The organism is Cellulomonas chitinilytica, from assembly GCF_016862675.1.
Taxonomy (GTDB): Bacteria; Actinomycetota; Actinomycetes; order Actinomycetales; family Cellulomonadaceae; genus Cellulomonas; species Cellulomonas chitinilytica.
In genome coordinates this window covers 140,123-154,475 of sequence record NZ_BONK01000007.1, presented here as the reverse complement: position 1 = coordinate 154,475, position 14,353 = coordinate 140,123, and the positions used below count along the sequence as shown (strand labels likewise).

Genomic DNA, 14,353 nt, shown 5'->3' with positions numbered 1-14,353 from the left:
GCAACTGGTCAAGTCCAGGCTCTCCCACAGGCCACAGCGGCTTACCAATACCTAACCACTGGGAGGGTCCCGATGAAGTCCCGCCTGCTCGCCGCCCCCGCGGCGCTCGTGCTCGCCGGCACCCTCGCCGCGTGCGGCACGTCCAGCCCGTCGTCCTCGCCGGACGACACCGACCAGCCCGCCGAGCTGACGGTCTGGTTCATGAAGGACAGCTTCACCGACGAGATCGTCCAGCAGTTCGTCACCGACTTCGAGGCGGCGCACAAGGGCACCACCGTGGACGTCCAGATCCAGGAGTGGGACGGCATCGGGCAGAAGGTCACCAGCGCCCTGGCCAGCAACGACGCCCCCGACGTCATCGAGGTGGGCAACACGCAGGTCGCGCAGTACGCGGCGAGCGGCGGCGTCGTCGACCTCACCGACAAGGTCGACGACCTCCAGGGGTCCGACTGGCTGCCCGGCCTCGCCGAGCCCGGCAACATCGACGGCGCCCAGTACGGCATCCCCTGGTACGCCGCGAACCGGGTCGTCATCTACAACAAGGACCTCTTCGCGGCCGCCGGCATCACCGAGCCGCCCACCACCCGCGCGGAGTGGATCGACGACACCACCGCGCTCAACACCGGCGGCCACCAGGGCATCTACCTGCCCGGCCAGAACTGGTACACGCTCGCCGGGTTCGTCTGGGACGAGGGCGGCGACCTCGCGGTGCAGGACGGCGACGAGTGGACGGGCGCCCTCGACACCCCCGAGGCGCTCGCCGGCATGGAGTTCTACACACAGCTGCAGGCGCTCGGCGAAGGTCCGAAGGACTCCGACGAGTCCGACCCGCCGCAGGCCGACGTGTTCGCCAAGGGCGACGTCGCGCAGATCATCTCCGCACCCGGCGGGGCCGGCGCGATCGTCAAGGCGAACCCCGACCTCGACGGCAAGCTCGGCTTCTTCCCGATCCCCGGGCCGACGGCCGACAAGCCGGGCGCGGTGTTCACGGGCGGCTCGGACCTCATCATCCCCGTCGCGTCCCAGCACCAGGAGCTCGCCTACGAGGTCGTCAAGGCGCTCGCGGGCGAGCAGTTCCAGACGTCGATGGCGACGGCGATGTCCTACGTGCCGAACCGGACGTCGCTCGCCGGGGCCCTGGCCGGCAGCGAGGGAGCGGCCGCGATGGCGGTGGGTGCGGCGAACGGGCACGCGACTCCGAACACCCCCGCCTGGGCCGCTGTCGAGGCCAAGAACGTCATCAAGGAGTACATGACCGAGGCGCTCACCGGCGGCGACCCCGCGGGGGCGGCCGCACGGGCCTCGGACACCATCACGCAGATCCTCGGCACCGACTCCTGACCCCTCCCGCCGGGTGCTGCGCGAAGGGGTTCCCGCAGCACCCGGCCCGAGGCCACTGCCACCCGAGAGGGACGACGTGCTCTCAGACGCTCCCGCCCGGCCGACGACGGACCCCGTCGCGCGCCCGCCGGTCATCTCTCGCCGCCCGACGAGGCGCCGCATTCCGGTGTGGCCGTACCTGCTGGTGCTCCCCACCGTCGTCGGGACGGTGCTGCTGCTCCTCTACCCCGTGGTGCGCAGCGTCGTCATCTCGCTGCAGCACTTCCGGCTCGCCGAGCTCGTGCGTGGCGGCGCCACGTGGGTGGGCCTCGACAACTACCGCGAGGTGCTGACCAGCCCGGAGCTGTGGTCGGTGCTGCGCCGCACGCTGCTGTGGACCGTCGTGAACGTCGTGCTGATCATGGTCCTGTCGACTCTCGTCGCCCTGCTGCTCGTGCGGCTCGGCAGCAGGATGCGGCTCGCCGTGATGAGCGCCCTGGTGCTCGTCTGGGCCGTGCCGGTGCTGGCCGCGACGACGGTGTTCCAGTGGATGTTCCAGTCCCGGCTCGGCGTCGTGAACTGGTTCCTCACGAGTCTCGGGCTCGAGCAGTTCGACGGGTACACGTGGTTCGCCGACGGGACCGCGACGTTCGTCATCCTCGTCGTGCTCGTCGTCTGGCAGTCCGTGCCGTTCGCCGCGCTCACGCTGTACGCCGGCCTGACGACGATCCCCGGCGAGCTGTTCGAGTCCGCGCGCATCGACGGCGCGAACGCCCTGCAGATCTTCCGCGTCGTCACGTTCCCGCTGCTGAGGCCCCTGTTCGGGCTCATCACGTCGCTGGAGATCATCTGGGTCTTCAAGTGCTTCGCGCAGATCTGGGCCGTCAGCCAGGGCGGCCCCGAGGGCGCGACGACGACCCTGCCCGTCTACGCGTTCCAGGTGGCGCAGTCCCTGCACAAGTACGACCTCGGAGCGGTCATCTCCACGCTGACGGTCCTGCTCCTGCTCGTCGTGCTCGTCCCGCACCTGCGGCACCTGTACCGGACCGAGGCGGTGGCGTCATGAGGGCACGCGCGCTGCGGCAGGTCCCGGTCAACCTCGCCGCCACCGTCGTGCTGGTCGCGTCGGTGTTCCCCGTCTACTGGATGGTCTCGACGGCGTTCAAGCCGACGACCGACATCCAGGCCGACACCCCGCAGCTCCTGCCCCTGCACCCGACGGTCCAGCACTTCCGCGACGCCGTCGCCGTCGACGGGTTCTGGCTGTTCTGGCGCAACAGCGCCCTCGTCTCGGTCGGCGCCGTGCTGCTGGCGCTCGTCGTCGGGCTCATGGCCGCGTTCGCGGTGGCGCGCCTGCAGTGGCGCGGCCGGCAGGGGTTCGTGCTCATGGTGTTCGTCGCGCAGATGGCCCCCTGGGAGGCGCTGCTCATCCCGATGTTCATCATCGCCCGCGACACCGGGACGCTCGACACCCTGTCGCTGCTCACCGCGATCTACTTCGTGAGCACCCTGCCGTTCACGATCGTCACGCTGCGGGGGTTCCTCGCCGCCGTGCCGGCCGAGCTCGAGGAAGCGGCACAGCTCGACGGCGCGAGCAGGCTGCAGGCGTTCCGGCGCGTCGTCCTCCCGCTGCTCGCACCCGGCCTGATGTCGACCTCGCTGTTCGGCTTCATCACCGCGTGGAACGAGTTCGCGTTCGCGAACGCGCTGATCATCAAGAACCAGGACAACCGCACGCTGCCCGTCTGGCTGTCGTCCTTCGGGAACGTCTTCGGCACGGACTGGGGCGCCACCATGGCCGCCTCCACGCTGTTCATGCTGCCCGTCCTGGCCGTCTTCCTCGTCCTGCAGCGCCGCGTGACGACGGGGATCGTCGCCGGCGCCGTCAAGGGCTGACCTGCACCCGGCGCCACCACGGAAGGACCTCCCTTGACGGACCCGCAGCACTCGCTCGCCCTCGTCCCGCAGCCCGCGCACGTGACCGCCACCGGCGGCACCGTCGCCGTCGACCCGCTCCGCGTCCGCACCGCGCACGACCCCGCGATGCACCCGGAGGGCTACCGGCTCGACGTCACGCCCGACGCCGTCACGCTGACCAGCGGCGGACCCGCGGGCGCCGCCTACGGGCGGCTCGCGCTCCGCACGCTCGACGAGCTGCCGCTCGGCACGATCACGGACGCCCCCCGGTTCGCGTGGCGCGGCGTCATGCTCGACACCGCCCGGCACTTCATGCCGAAGGAGTTCGTGCTGCGGCTCGTCGACCTGCTCGCCGCGCACCGGCTCAACGTCCTGCAGCTCCACCTCACCGACGACCAGGGCTGGCGCCTGCCCATCTCGCGGTACCCGCGCCTGACGGAGGTCAGCGGGGAGCACTACACGCACGACGACGTCCGCGAGATCGTCGCGCACGCCGCCGACCGCCACGTCACCGTCGTGCCGGAGATCAACGTCCCCGGGCACGTCCAGGCGGCGCTCGCGGCCTACCCCGCCCTCGGCAACGCCCCCGGCACCCCCGTCGAGGTGTGGCGGGAGTGGGGCATCAGCCGGCACACGCTCAACCTCGAGGACGCCACGCTCGCGTTCTTCCGCGACGTGCTCGACGAGGTCATGGACCTGTTCCCGGGGCCGTACGTGCACCTGGGCGGCGACGAATGCCTGCCCGACGAGTGGGCGGCCAGCCCGCGCGCGCGGCAGCGGATGGACGAGCTCGGCCTCGCCGGCCCGGCGGACGCCTGCGCGTGGTTCACCGGCCGCCTCGCGGAGCACGTCGAAGGGCGCGGGCGGCGGGCCGTGTTCTGGTACGAGAAGCCCGGCGGCCCGCCCGGGGCCGTCGCGATGCCGTGGCTCGACGAGGACAGCGGTCTCGCCGCCGCGCAGGCCGGCCACGACGTCGTCCTCGCCCCGCACACGCGCACCTACCTGGACTACCCGACGCACCCGCAGGACGGCCCGTTCGGACCGGACCGTGTGCTGCCGCTCGCCGACGCCTACGCGTTCGACCCGCCGTCGGCGCCGGGCGTCCTCGGCGTCCAGGCGCAGCTGTGGACCGAGCACCTCGCCACCCCCGCCGACGTGGAGCGGGCGGCGTTCCCCCGGCTGTGCGCGTTCGCCGAGGTCGCCTGGGGCACCGCCGGCCCGTACGACGACTTCCTCGCCAGGCTCCCGACGCACCTGGCCCGCCTGGGCCTGGGCACCCGATGAAAGGAGATCGCAGATGAAGATCCGACCGCTGGCACTGTGGGCCGGCGCGGCGGTGACCGCACTGGTCGCCGTGGGCATCGCCGCCCCCGCGCAGGCTGCACCGTCGATCAGCCTGCAGTACCGCACGAGCGCCCCGGGGGCGACGGTCGACCAGGTCGAGCCCTGGTTCGTGCTCCGCAACGGCGGCTCGTCGCCCGTCGCGCTGCGCGACGTGACGATCCGCTACTACTTCGGCGCGGACTCGCCGTCGCAGCAGTACCGGTTCGCGTGCTCGTGGGCCGTCGTCTCGTGCTCGACCGTGACGGGCACGTTCGGCACGATCGCGAACGGGTCGACGGGCGCCGACCGCTACCTGGAGGTCGGGTTCACCTCCGGCTCCCTGGCGGTGGGCGGCAGCACCGGTGACCTGCAGCTGCGCTACTACCGCACCGACTGGCAGCGCATCACGCAGAGCGACGACTACTCGTACGCGCCGGGCACGTCGTACGCGCCGTCGTCGCGGATCGCGGTCTTCGTCGGGGGCACGCTCGTGTCCGGCACCCCGCCCACCGGCGGCAACCCGACGACGCCTCCCCCCACCACCCCTCCGCCCACCACTCCCCCGGGCAACGGGCAGGTCGTGTTCGACGACTTCAGCTACGCGAACGCGAACGACGCGGCCATCGCCGCGCACCACTGGACCATCCGCACCAACGCGGGCGGCCCCGGCATCCCGGGAGCGACCTGGCCCAAGGAGAACGTGTCGTTCCCGGCCGTGTCCGGCTCGAACAAGGCCTTGCAGCTCACGTCGTCCACCGACGGCACCGGCGCAGGGACGCGGCAGTCGGAGGTGCTGCACCAGCGCAAGTTCCTCGAGGGGACGTACGCCGCGCGCGTCTGGTTCACCGACGCACCCGACAGCGGGCCCGACGGCGACGCCGTCGTCGAGACGTTCTTCACCATCACGCCGCTCGACCACGACCTGGACCCGAGCTACTCCGAGCAGGACTTCGAGTACCTGCCCAACGGCGGCTGGGGCGAGCCGAGCAGCATCCTCTACACGACGTCGTGGGAGACCTACCAGAACGACCCGTGGATCGCGGTGAACACCCACACCGAGCAGCGGCGCAGCTACGCGGGCTGGCACGACCTCGTCCTGCAGGTGGCGAACGGCCAGATCAAGTACTACATCGACGGTGAGCTGTTCGCGACGCACGGCGGCGACTACTACCCGGAGACCGTGCAGTCGGTGAACTTCAACCTCTGGTTCATCAGCGGCGGCCAGATCGGCAGCAGCACCCCGCGCACCTACACCCAGAAGGTCGACTGGTTCTACCACGCGAAGAACCAGGTGCTCAGCCCGTCGGAGGTGACGGCCCGGGTCAACGGCTACCGCGCCGCCGGCACCAGCTGGGTCGACACGGTCCCCGCACCCTGACGGACCCCACGACCGGGCGGCTCGCGCGTGGGTCGACGCGCGAGCCGCCCTCGGGTGCGGCGAGCCGGCCGTCAGCTGGTCTGGTCGAGCTCCTTGACCAGCGCGGTCGAGCCCGGGAAGTAGCGCGGGGCACGGACGCGCACCGGCACGTAGTCCTGGTACTCCTCCGGCTGGGCCGCGAGGAACGCACCGTTCTTGGTGTAGGCGAGCAGCAGGGCGACCGCGCTGGTGTCGGCGTCGCCGTCCTCGTCGAGCGCGTACTCGAGCGCCTGCACCGCAGCGAGGTCGCCGCTCTCGAACGCGTCGACGAGCTCGTCGATGCTCGAACGGAAGTAGCGGTACCCCTCGACGACCTTCTCGCCCGACGGCTTGTGGACGATGGTCTTGCCGAAGATCTTCTTCTTCGTCTCGAAGACGTCGGGCTGCCCCGCGAGCCAGTCCGTGAGATCGGGGATGTCGGTCATGTGCGCTGACGGCCTTTCCGGTGGGGAGATCGCGCGCGAGAGCGCTCTCACTCCGCGCGTGGAGCCTGCAAGTTAGCGCACCCCGAGGCGCGCGCGACGACGTTTCGTCCCGATTCACCCGCATTCGGCAGCCGCGAGAGCGATCAGCCTCGACGGGTTCAGCGGCACGGCCCGAGACTGTCGGCATGCTGACGCTGCCGACGGTCGCACCGACGTGCGGCGACGTCCGCCTCCGCGGGTTCGGCACCCGCGACATCGCGATGGTCCGGAGCCTCTCGACCGATCCCTACACGCCCCTGACCAGCACACTCGTCGCCGACGCCACTCCCGAGCAGGCCCAGGAGTGGATCGATCGCCAGCACGATCGGCTGGTCACGGGCACCGGGTACTCGTTCTGCATCGCCGGACTCGACGACGACCGCGCGCTCGGTCAGGTCGGACTGTGGCTCGCCGGCATCGAGGACGGGCGCGCCACCGCCGGATACGGAGTCGCACCGGCCGAACGCGGCCGAGGAGTCGCGGCGCGCGCCCTGAGCGCGCTGACCACGTTCGCGTGGACCGTTCCCGCGCTGCACCGCGTCGAGCTGTACATCGAGCCCTGGAACGTGGCGTCCATCCGTACCGCCGAGACCGCCGGCTACCAGCGCGAGGGGCTCCTGCGCAGCAGGCAGGTCATCGGCGACCGACGGGTCGACATGCTGCTGTACGCCGCCCTGCGACCGGACTGATCCGCCGCGGCTCGGGCCATGAGAGATCGACCGCTCCGAGCCCCCGACGCTCCGGGTGGCCTCGCGAGGCCCAGGCGCTGGAGGACCGATCTTTGGTGTCAGTGCCGCGTGATGCCGAGGGTGGCGATCAGGTCCTCGTGAAGCTCGAACCAGACCTGGTGACACGAGTCGCGCGGGTCGGTGATGCGCCCGGCATCGAGCGCTGCCCGGAAGCGGTCGCCGTAGCCGGCGAAGCGAGCCAGGACGGCGACGAGAGCAGCCTCGACCTCGTCGAGGACGTCGGCGATCTGCGCGAGCTCGGCGAGCACGCGGCCGTCCCAGCCCGGGTCGAGATGGTCGTTCGCCGCCAGAGGCGTGCCGGGGTCTGGTCGCACCTGCCAGGCCGTGCATGCGACCCGCAACCGGACGTTGACCGCCAGGAACTCCTCGTAGACCCGCGTGAGCGCCGTGAAGGACGGCGGCCGACGGCGACAGGCTCATGACCTCAGGCAAGCGCTCGTCCGAGCTCACGCGTGCCTGGTGGAAGGTGGCCGGCTGTGGATCCTCCAGGTGCGTCCGGTGACCGTCCCGCCGGCCCTGCCGGCCACGACTCCGACCACCGGGGTCGGCGGCAGCGCGGGCGTCGCCACCGGACGTGCGGGCGTCGTCGGCGGCGTCGACCAGTTCGGCAAGCTGCGGCGCGGCGACGTCCTCGTGTGCCGCAGCACCGACCCCGCCTGGACACCCCTGCTCACCGTCGCGAGCGCCGTGGTGACGGAGGTCGGCGGCGTCCTCTCGCACGCTGCGATCGTCGCGCGCGAGCTCGGCATCCCGGCAGTGCTCGGCGTCGACGGCGCCACCGTGCTCTTCGCCGACGGCGACCGACTCGTGGTGGACGGCACTCGGGGCACCGTCGTCCCGGCGGTGTGACGGGCGCGCCGCTACTGTCCCGTTCGCAATGTCGCCATCGGCCAGGGTTCCGTGATGGGATCCTGTCCGGGAGAGTGCAGGCCGGACGACACGGGAGCTATCCCGAGGGTTCCACGGACCAAACCCCGCATCCCCCGGGCCTCTAGCTCAACTGGCAGAGCAGCGGACTTTTAATCCGCGGGTTGTGGGTTCGATCCCCACGGGGCCCACCCCACCGAGCCACGCCGACGACGGCAGCCCGCGAGCTGCCTGCGCCTGGCCGGCCGGCACGAACACGTCGAGGTGCGTCCGGCCCCGGGCCGGGGTGTCGCCGGTGACGGGGTTGCCAGGCGCAGGACGATCATCGCCGCGACTCGGGTGCGAGGGGAACCGGGTGACTTCGGCGGTCGTCCCCCGTCCGCGCGTCCCGCAGGGGGTTGACGGGTCCGCCACCCGTGGTTGGGTGCAGGCACGATCACTGTCGACCGCGCCGAGGAGTCACCGACGATGCAGACCCGCCTCCCGCTTCCGCCCGGGTTCCTGTTCGGCACGAGCACCGCCTCGTACCAGATCGAGGGCGCCGTCACGGAGGACGACAGAGGCCCGAGCATCTGGGACACGTTCACGGCGGAGCCGGGGCGGGTCGTGGACGGCAGCAGCGGGGCGGTGACGTGCGACCACTACCACCGGTGGCCGCAGGACGTGGAGCTGATGCGGCGGCTCGGCGCGGACGGGTACCGGTTCTCGGTCGCGTGGCCGCGGATCCAGCCGTCGGGCAGCGGCCCGGTGAACCAGGCGGGCCTGGACTTCTACGACCGGCTCGTCGACGCCCTGCTCGCCGCGGGGATCACGCCGATGGCGACCCTGTACCACTGGGACCTCCCGCAGGCGCTCGAGGACGAGGGCGGCTGGCTGAACCGCGACACGGCGTACCGGTTCGGTGAGTACGCCGCGGTCATGGCGGACCTGCTGGCCGACCGGGTCACGCACTGGTGCCCCGTGAACGAGCCGAACGTCGTCACGCTCAACGGCTACGGCGAGGGGACCCTCGCGCCCGGGAAGGCGCTCACGTACGGCGCGATCCCGGTCGCGCACCACCTGCTGCTCGGGCACGGGCTCGCCGTCGGGGCGCTGCGGTCCGCCGGGGCCGCGCAGGTCGGGACGGCGACGAACCACCTCCCGGTGTGGCCGCTGTCGGACGACGGGGCCGACCACCAGGCCGCGGCCGTGCTCGACACCCTGTGGAACCGGCTGTTCGCCGACCCGATCCTGCTGGGCACCTACCCGGAGGGCCTGGGCGACGCGATGCCGGGCCCGGTCGCCGACGACCTGGTGACGATCTCCCAGCCGCTCGACTTCTACGGCGTCAACTACTACAACCCGCTCGGGGTCCGGGCGGCGCCGGAGGGTTCGCCGCTGCCGTTCGAGCTGGGCGAGATCCCCGGCTACCCGACGACGGACTTCGGCTGGCCCGTCGTCCCGGAGGCCTTCACCGACCTGCTCGTGGACTTGAAGGAGCGGTACCCGGCGATCCCGCCGATCATCGTCACCGAGAACGGCGCGTCGTACGCCACGGGCCCGGACGAGCACGGCGTCGTCGACGACCAGGACCGCATCGACTACCTCGACGCGCACCTGCGGGCCGTCGCGGACGCGGTCGGGCGCGGCGTGGACGTGCGCGGCTACTACTGCTGGTCGCTGCTCGACAACTTCGAGTGGGCCGACGGCTTCACGCAGCGGTTCGGGCTCGTCCACGTCGACTACGACACGCTCGTCCGGACCCCGAAGCGCTCGTTCGACTGGTACGCCGACGTGATCCGCGCGCACCGCGCAGGGACCGCGTGAGCGCCCCGACCCGCCCGCTCGAACGGGCGCTCGCGGAGCCGACGGCCGCGACGTCCCGGCTGTGGGTCACCTGGCTGGTCCTCGCGAGCATCGGGCTGTGGTCCGGCTTCTTCGGGCCGATCCAGGTGCTGCTCGCGCAGCAGGCGGAGGCGGTCTCGCCGGACCACAAGGAGGCGGTGCTCTCCCTGGTCACGGGCGTCGGCGCCGCGGTGTCGATGGTGCTCAACCCGGTGTGGGGCGCGTTCTCCGACCGTACGGTGCTCCGGGTCGGCCGGCGGCTCCCGTGGGTCGTCGGCGGTGCGGCCGTCGGCGCGGTCGCGCTGCTGCTGCTCGCGGGGGCGCACACCGTCCCCGCGATGGTGCTCGCGTGGGCCCTCGCCCAGGCCGGCCTCAACGCGATGCTCGCCGCGATCACGGCCGTCGTCCCCGACCAGGTGCCCGAGCGCCAGCGCGGCGTCGTCGGCGGCGTCCTCGCAATCGCGCAGACGGTCGGCGTCGTCGCGGGCTCGGGCATCGCCGCAGCCACGGGCAGCATCGCCGCGGGCTACCTCACGCTCGCCGCGGTGCTCGTCGTGACGACCGTGCCGTACGCCCTGGACTCCCGCGACGTCGCACTCCCCCGCGAGCTGCGTCCGCCGGTGCGCGTGCGCGAGTTCCTGCGCGGCTTCTGGGTCTCGCCCCGGCGGCACCCGGACTACGGCTGGGCGTGGCTCACCCGCTTCCTGATGAACCTCGGCAACGCCCTGCTGGTCCTGTACCTGCTCTACTACCTGACCGACGCGGTCGGCCTTCCCGACGACGAGGCCGAGGACGCCGTCTTCGTCCTCACCGCCGTCTACGGCCTGACGACGGTCGTGACCGCGTACGTCGGCGGCCTCTGGTCCGACCGCCTCGCCCGGCGGAAGGTGTTCGTCATCTGGTCGGGCCTGATCACCGCCCTGGCGCTGCAGCTGTTCGCCGTGGTGCCGACCATGCCCGCCGCCTACGCCGGCGCCGTCGTGCTGGGCATCGGGTTCGGCGCCTACACGGCCGTCGACTTCGCCCTCATCACCCAGGTGCTGCCCGAGGCGCACGACCGGGCGAAGGACCTGGGCGTCATCAACATCGCGAGCACGCTCCCCCAGGTGCTCGCCCCCGCCCTCGCGGCGGCCGTCGTCTGGGCCGGCCTCGGCTACCGCGGGCTCTACACCCTCGCGGCGGCGGTCAGCGTGCTGGGCTCGGTCCTCGTGGTCCGGATCCGCGGCGTCGCCTGACCCCGTGCGCCGACCCGACGTCAGTCGACGAAGGCGTCGCAGACGGCGCTCACCTGCGGCGACCCGTGGACGTACACGTCGACCGTGCCGACGTCGTCGATGAACCAGCCGAGCCGGACGGCACCCATCGTCGTCTCGAGCACGACGCCGTCCTCCTGGTCGAGCGGCGCCGTCGCGACGACGGCGCGCACCGCCCTCCCGATCGCGGCGGACAGGTCGCCGCGGAGCGTGCGGGTCAGGTACGTGGCGAAGTCGTCCCAGTCGGCCGCGTCGAACGACGTGGACCACTCGACGGCGTCCGGGGGCAGGTCGACCGGCGCGGACCGTCGCGCGAGGGCGGCTGCGAGACGCCGGCGCGCTCCCGCGTGCTTCCTCGCGTCGTCCTTGGCCTGCTGCTCGTCCAGCCACCGCTCCCACGGCATCTCCTGCGTGCCGGGCGCCGCGGCGACGTGGTCCGCGACGGAGGGCAGCGCCGGGTGGGGATCACGGAACTCGAACGCCTCGGCGCCGAAGAGCTCACGGAGCTCGGCCTGCCAGCCGGGAACGCCGTCGGCGCTCGGCTGCCACGGGTCGTCGGTGGTCCGCACGAGCACGCCGCCGCTCGCGAGCTCCCGCGCTCCCCGCACGCCCCTCAGCCCGGGACGCGCCGCCACGAACGCAGGCCCGAAGTAGTTGAGCCAGAACACTCCGGGGAGGATCCGGTCGATCGACCCGCGCGGCGTCCTGACGGCGACGCCGAGACGTCCGTACGCCGCGTCGATCGCCACGACGAGGTCCTCGACGAGCGCCGCCGCGTCGTCGACCGCACCCGGCTCGTCGAGCAAGGTCCGCAGCCAGTCCTGCTGGACGGCGTGACCCCACAGGGAGAACTCCCACTCGCCGCTCATCTTGTTGCCGCTGTAGCCGCCGCGACCGGGGAGGAGATCGATCTGCCCGCCCTCGAAGTCCGGCCAGCGACCCTGGCGCCTCACGGTCAGCCACTCGACCGGCAGGCCGTGCGCGGTGATCACCTGTTCCATGGACGGTGCGACCACGATCCGCGCGGGGTCGCCGCCGACCTTCGTCGGCCGCAGGGCCGGGTGCGCGTCGTAGGCCCGACCGACCGCCGCGGCACGCTCGGCGGTCATGTCGGCGAACGAGACGATCGACAGGCGAAGCTGGTCCACGACGGGAGTGTCCCAGTGCCCGGCACCCGAGGGGCTACGTTCGGCCCGTGCACTGGACCCGCGAGGACGACCTGCTCGCCGAGATGAGCTTCTGGGTGCCGCTGCCCGACGAGGCGGACCCCCGCTGGGACGACGAGGACGACGCATGGGCCGACGCGGCCCGGCTGCTCTCCGCCGCGGACGCGAGCGGCGAGCACGGCTGGCAGGAGGTCGCGGTGCGCGTGTACGAGCATGCCGCCGACTGGGACGCGCACGGCATGATGCAGGGCATCCGGCACGGACCTGAGCGTGCCTTCCCGGGCGAACCGGGCTCGGCGGCGTTCGCGCGGCGGCTGGAGCCGCTCACCGAGCAGGTGCGCACAGGCACCCGGCTGTGGGCCGTCAGGGAGCTCGGGATCCTGCGGCAGCTGAGCAGCCTGCCGAGCCTCCTGGACCGCACCCAGGACCCGAGCCCGGCGGTGGCCGCCGCGGCGGTCGTGTCGGTCGAGATGCTCGGGCAGCGGCACCCGCTCGCCCGGCAGCACGCACGTCGCCTCACCGCGACGTGACCGGCGCCGTCCGCGCACACCCGGACGGACCCGGACGTGCCGGCGCGACGGCCACAGCCGGAGCGGACCGGCTCAGAGATGGCTGTGGTGCCGGTGCTCCATCCCGAGGGAGAACAGCGCCCACAGCGCGACGCTCCCGGCGGCGACGGCCACCACCACGCAGGCCCAGTCGCCGCCGGTGACCTGCCCGGTCACGTGGATCGCGTCCCGGACGAGCGCCGCAGCAGCGGACACCGCGACGGCCGCCGACGCCACCCAGACACGATGTGCGCGCACGACGGACCTCAGACGGGGCATGCCGCCGACGCTATTCCCGGCCTCGGGCGCGCGCGCGGGTCCTTCGTCCTCCGCGTCCCGGACGAGTTCCCGGTGCCGTTGGCAGTGCCGTTGTCGGAGCCGTTGTGGGCGCCCGACGACATCATGGCCCGCATGGCCGTGCAGGTGCTGTCCGCCGTCGGGCGCTACGACGCCTTCGTCGAGGTCGTCGGCGTCAAGAAGCCCGGCGGCCAGGGCTGCTGGTGCATGGCGTACCGCGACAGCCGCGTGCCGAACGACGAGCGCCCGCAGTTCATGCGCGACGAGTGCGCGCACGAGCCGGGCCCGGGGGTGCTGGCGTACGTGGACGACGACGTCGCCGGGTGGTGCTCGGTCGCGCCGCGCAGCAGCTACCGGCGGCTGATGCGCTCGCGGACGATCCCGTTCGTCGACGAGCGCGACGCGTGGAGCGTCGTCTGCTTCGTCGTCCGACCACCCTTCCGCGGCCGCGGGCTCATGCACGACCTGCTCGACGGGGCCGTGGCCCACGCCGTCGCGTCCGGTGCCGAGGTCGTCGAGGGCTACCCGGTCGACGTCGGCACGGGCGACCGCGTCGACCTGATCTCCGGGTACGTCGGCACCCGCGGGCTGTTCGAGGCCGCGGGGTTCACGCGCGCGGCGGCGACCACGGGGCACAGCGGCGGCCGGCCCCGGGTCCTCATGCGCCGGGAGCTCGCGCCCTGACGCGTCACCGTTTCTCGGGCGCCCGCCCCCGCACCTCGTCGGCCGCGAACCGCCGGTGCGAGTCGGCGAGCTTGGCCCGGGCCGCCGCACCGAGGTCCACGCCGAGCACGTCCGCGAGGCACACGAGGTAGACGAGCACGTCGGCCATCTCCTCGGCGGCCCGCGCGTGCCGGTCGGGCGCGCCGAACACGTCGACGGCGGAGGCGGCCGGGACCCACTGGAACAGCTCCGCGAGCTCGCCGACCTCGCCCACGAGCGCGAGGATCACGGACTTCGGGTCGTGGAACTGCTGCCAGTCGCGCTCCGTGCTGAACTCCCGCACGAGCCGGGTCAGCTCGGCGATCTCCCGCTCGGGGGCGAGCGGGCCGGCGAGCTGACCGGCGGGCTGGCGGGCGGGCTGCGCGGCCGGCTGAGCGGCCGGCTGAGCGGCGGGCTGAGCGGCGGTCGACGGGTCGGTCACGGCGCCCAGCCTGGCACGCACGCCCTCCCCGGGCGCCAGGTCCGGCGCGGTCCCGTCCGTCCCG

Annotated in this window: 16 protein-coding genes and 1 tRNA gene; 12 read left to right on the top strand and 5 right to left on the bottom strand. The window is 72.7% G+C overall.

Annotated elements, in window-relative coordinates:
- Positions 1–72: 72 nt before the first annotated feature.
- The 5 genes from Cch01nite_RS11690 to Cch01nite_RS11670 all read left to right on the top strand — a co-directional run bounded on the left by Cch01nite_RS11690 (position 73) and on the right by Cch01nite_RS11670 (position 5,938).
- Entirely contained in the window at positions 73–1,341 is a 1,269-nt protein-coding gene (locus Cch01nite_RS11690) for an extracellular solute-binding protein (RefSeq protein WP_203753874.1), read from the top strand.
- 166 nt (positions 1,342–1,507) lie between these two features.
- Complete coding sequence (locus tag Cch01nite_RS11685) at positions 1,508–2,386, top strand: carbohydrate ABC transporter permease (protein WP_239070366.1); 879 nt, start codon at positions 1,508–1,510, stop codon at positions 2,384–2,386.
- Positions 2,383–3,216, top strand: a complete 834-nt coding sequence (locus tag Cch01nite_RS11680; RefSeq protein ID WP_203753858.1) for a carbohydrate ABC transporter permease — start codon at positions 2,383–2,385, stop codon at positions 3,214–3,216. Before Cch01nite_RS11685 ends, Cch01nite_RS11680 begins: the two co-directional genes overlap by 4 nt.
- A gap of 33 nt (positions 3,217–3,249) precedes the next feature.
- Positions 3,250–4,521, top strand: a complete 1,272-nt coding sequence (locus Cch01nite_RS11675) for a beta-N-acetylhexosaminidase (RefSeq protein ID WP_239070364.1) — start codon at positions 3,250–3,252, stop codon at positions 4,519–4,521.
- A 13-nt stretch (positions 4,522–4,534) separates the two neighbouring features.
- Positions 4,535–5,938: a cellulose binding domain-containing protein gene (locus tag Cch01nite_RS11670; protein WP_203753855.1), complete on the top strand. Its 1,404-nt coding sequence runs from the start codon at positions 4,535–4,537 to the stop codon at positions 5,936–5,938.
- 71 nt (positions 5,939–6,009) lie between these two features.
- Here Cch01nite_RS11670 and Cch01nite_RS11665 read toward each other — a convergent pair whose 3' ends face one another.
- Positions 6,010–6,402 carry a hypothetical protein gene (locus Cch01nite_RS11665; protein WP_203753853.1) on the bottom strand — a complete coding sequence of 131 codons (393 nt, stop codon included), beginning with the start codon at positions 6,400–6,402 and terminating at the stop codon, positions 6,010–6,012.
- Between the two features lie 185 nt (positions 6,403–6,587).
- Here Cch01nite_RS11665 and Cch01nite_RS11660 point away from each other — a divergent pair, with 185 nt between their 5' ends.
- Complete coding sequence (locus Cch01nite_RS11660) at positions 6,588–7,130, top strand: GNAT family N-acetyltransferase (protein ID WP_203753850.1); 543 nt, start codon at positions 6,588–6,590, stop codon at positions 7,128–7,130.
- A gap of 98 nt (positions 7,131–7,228) precedes the next feature.
- Here the strand turns inward: Cch01nite_RS11660 and Cch01nite_RS11655 are convergent, their stop codons facing one another.
- On the bottom strand, positions 7,229–7,438 hold the full coding sequence (locus Cch01nite_RS11655; RefSeq protein WP_203753847.1) for a hypothetical protein: 210 nt from the start codon (positions 7,436–7,438) through the stop codon (positions 7,229–7,231).
- A 250-nt stretch (positions 7,439–7,688) separates the two neighbouring features.
- Between Cch01nite_RS11655 and Cch01nite_RS11650 the strand changes: the two genes are divergently transcribed.
- The 4 genes from Cch01nite_RS11650 (at position 7,689) to Cch01nite_RS11635 (ending at position 11,116) form a co-directional block, all read left to right on the top strand.
- Complete coding sequence (locus tag Cch01nite_RS11650; RefSeq protein ID WP_239070361.1) at positions 7,689–8,039, top strand: PEP-utilizing enzyme; 351 nt, start codon at positions 7,689–7,691, stop codon at positions 8,037–8,039.
- A gap of 136 nt (positions 8,040–8,175) precedes the next feature.
- Positions 8,176–8,248: transfer RNA gene (locus Cch01nite_RS11645), tRNA-Lys, on the top strand.
- Between the two features lie 277 nt (positions 8,249–8,525).
- On the top strand, positions 8,526–9,863 hold the full coding sequence (locus tag Cch01nite_RS11640) for a GH1 family beta-glucosidase (protein ID WP_203753842.1): 1,338 nt from the start codon (positions 8,526–8,528) through the stop codon (positions 9,861–9,863).
- Positions 9,860–11,116, top strand: a complete 1,257-nt coding sequence (locus tag Cch01nite_RS11635; RefSeq protein WP_203753839.1) for an MFS transporter — start codon at positions 9,860–9,862, stop codon at positions 11,114–11,116. Before Cch01nite_RS11640 ends, Cch01nite_RS11635 begins: the two co-directional genes overlap by 4 nt.
- 20 nt (positions 11,117–11,136) lie before the next feature.
- On the opposite strand, the gene Cch01nite_RS11630 is transcribed toward Cch01nite_RS11635, so the two are convergent.
- Positions 11,137–12,282, bottom strand: coding sequence for a hypothetical protein (locus tag Cch01nite_RS11630; protein ID WP_203753836.1), 1,146 nt, complete (start codon positions 12,280–12,282; stop codon positions 11,137–11,139).
- A gap of 47 nt (positions 12,283–12,329) precedes the next feature.
- On the opposite strand from Cch01nite_RS11630, the gene Cch01nite_RS11625 reads away from it, so the two are divergent.
- Complete coding sequence (locus tag Cch01nite_RS11625; RefSeq protein ID WP_203753833.1) at positions 12,330–12,830, top strand: hypothetical protein; 501 nt, start codon at positions 12,330–12,332, stop codon at positions 12,828–12,830.
- A 72-nt stretch (positions 12,831–12,902) separates the two neighbouring features.
- On the opposite strand, the gene Cch01nite_RS11620 is transcribed toward Cch01nite_RS11625, so the two are convergent.
- Complete coding sequence (locus Cch01nite_RS11620; RefSeq protein WP_203753829.1) at positions 12,903–13,127, bottom strand: hypothetical protein; 225 nt, start codon at positions 13,125–13,127, stop codon at positions 12,903–12,905.
- Between the two features lie 72 nt (positions 13,128–13,199).
- On the opposite strand from Cch01nite_RS11620, the gene Cch01nite_RS11615 reads away from it, so the two are divergent.
- The gene (locus Cch01nite_RS11615) at positions 13,200–13,829 is read left to right on the top strand and encodes a GNAT family N-acetyltransferase (protein ID WP_239070356.1); all 630 of its coding nucleotides are present in this window, start codon (positions 13,200–13,202) and stop codon (positions 13,827–13,829) included.
- A gap of 4 nt (positions 13,830–13,833) precedes the next feature.
- On the opposite strand, the gene Cch01nite_RS11610 is transcribed toward Cch01nite_RS11615, so the two are convergent.
- A complete protein-coding gene (locus Cch01nite_RS11610) occupies positions 13,834–14,289 on the bottom strand; it encodes a nucleotide pyrophosphohydrolase (protein ID WP_239070352.1) in 456 nt (151 codons plus the stop codon).
- Positions 14,290–14,353: the final 64 nt, after the last annotated feature.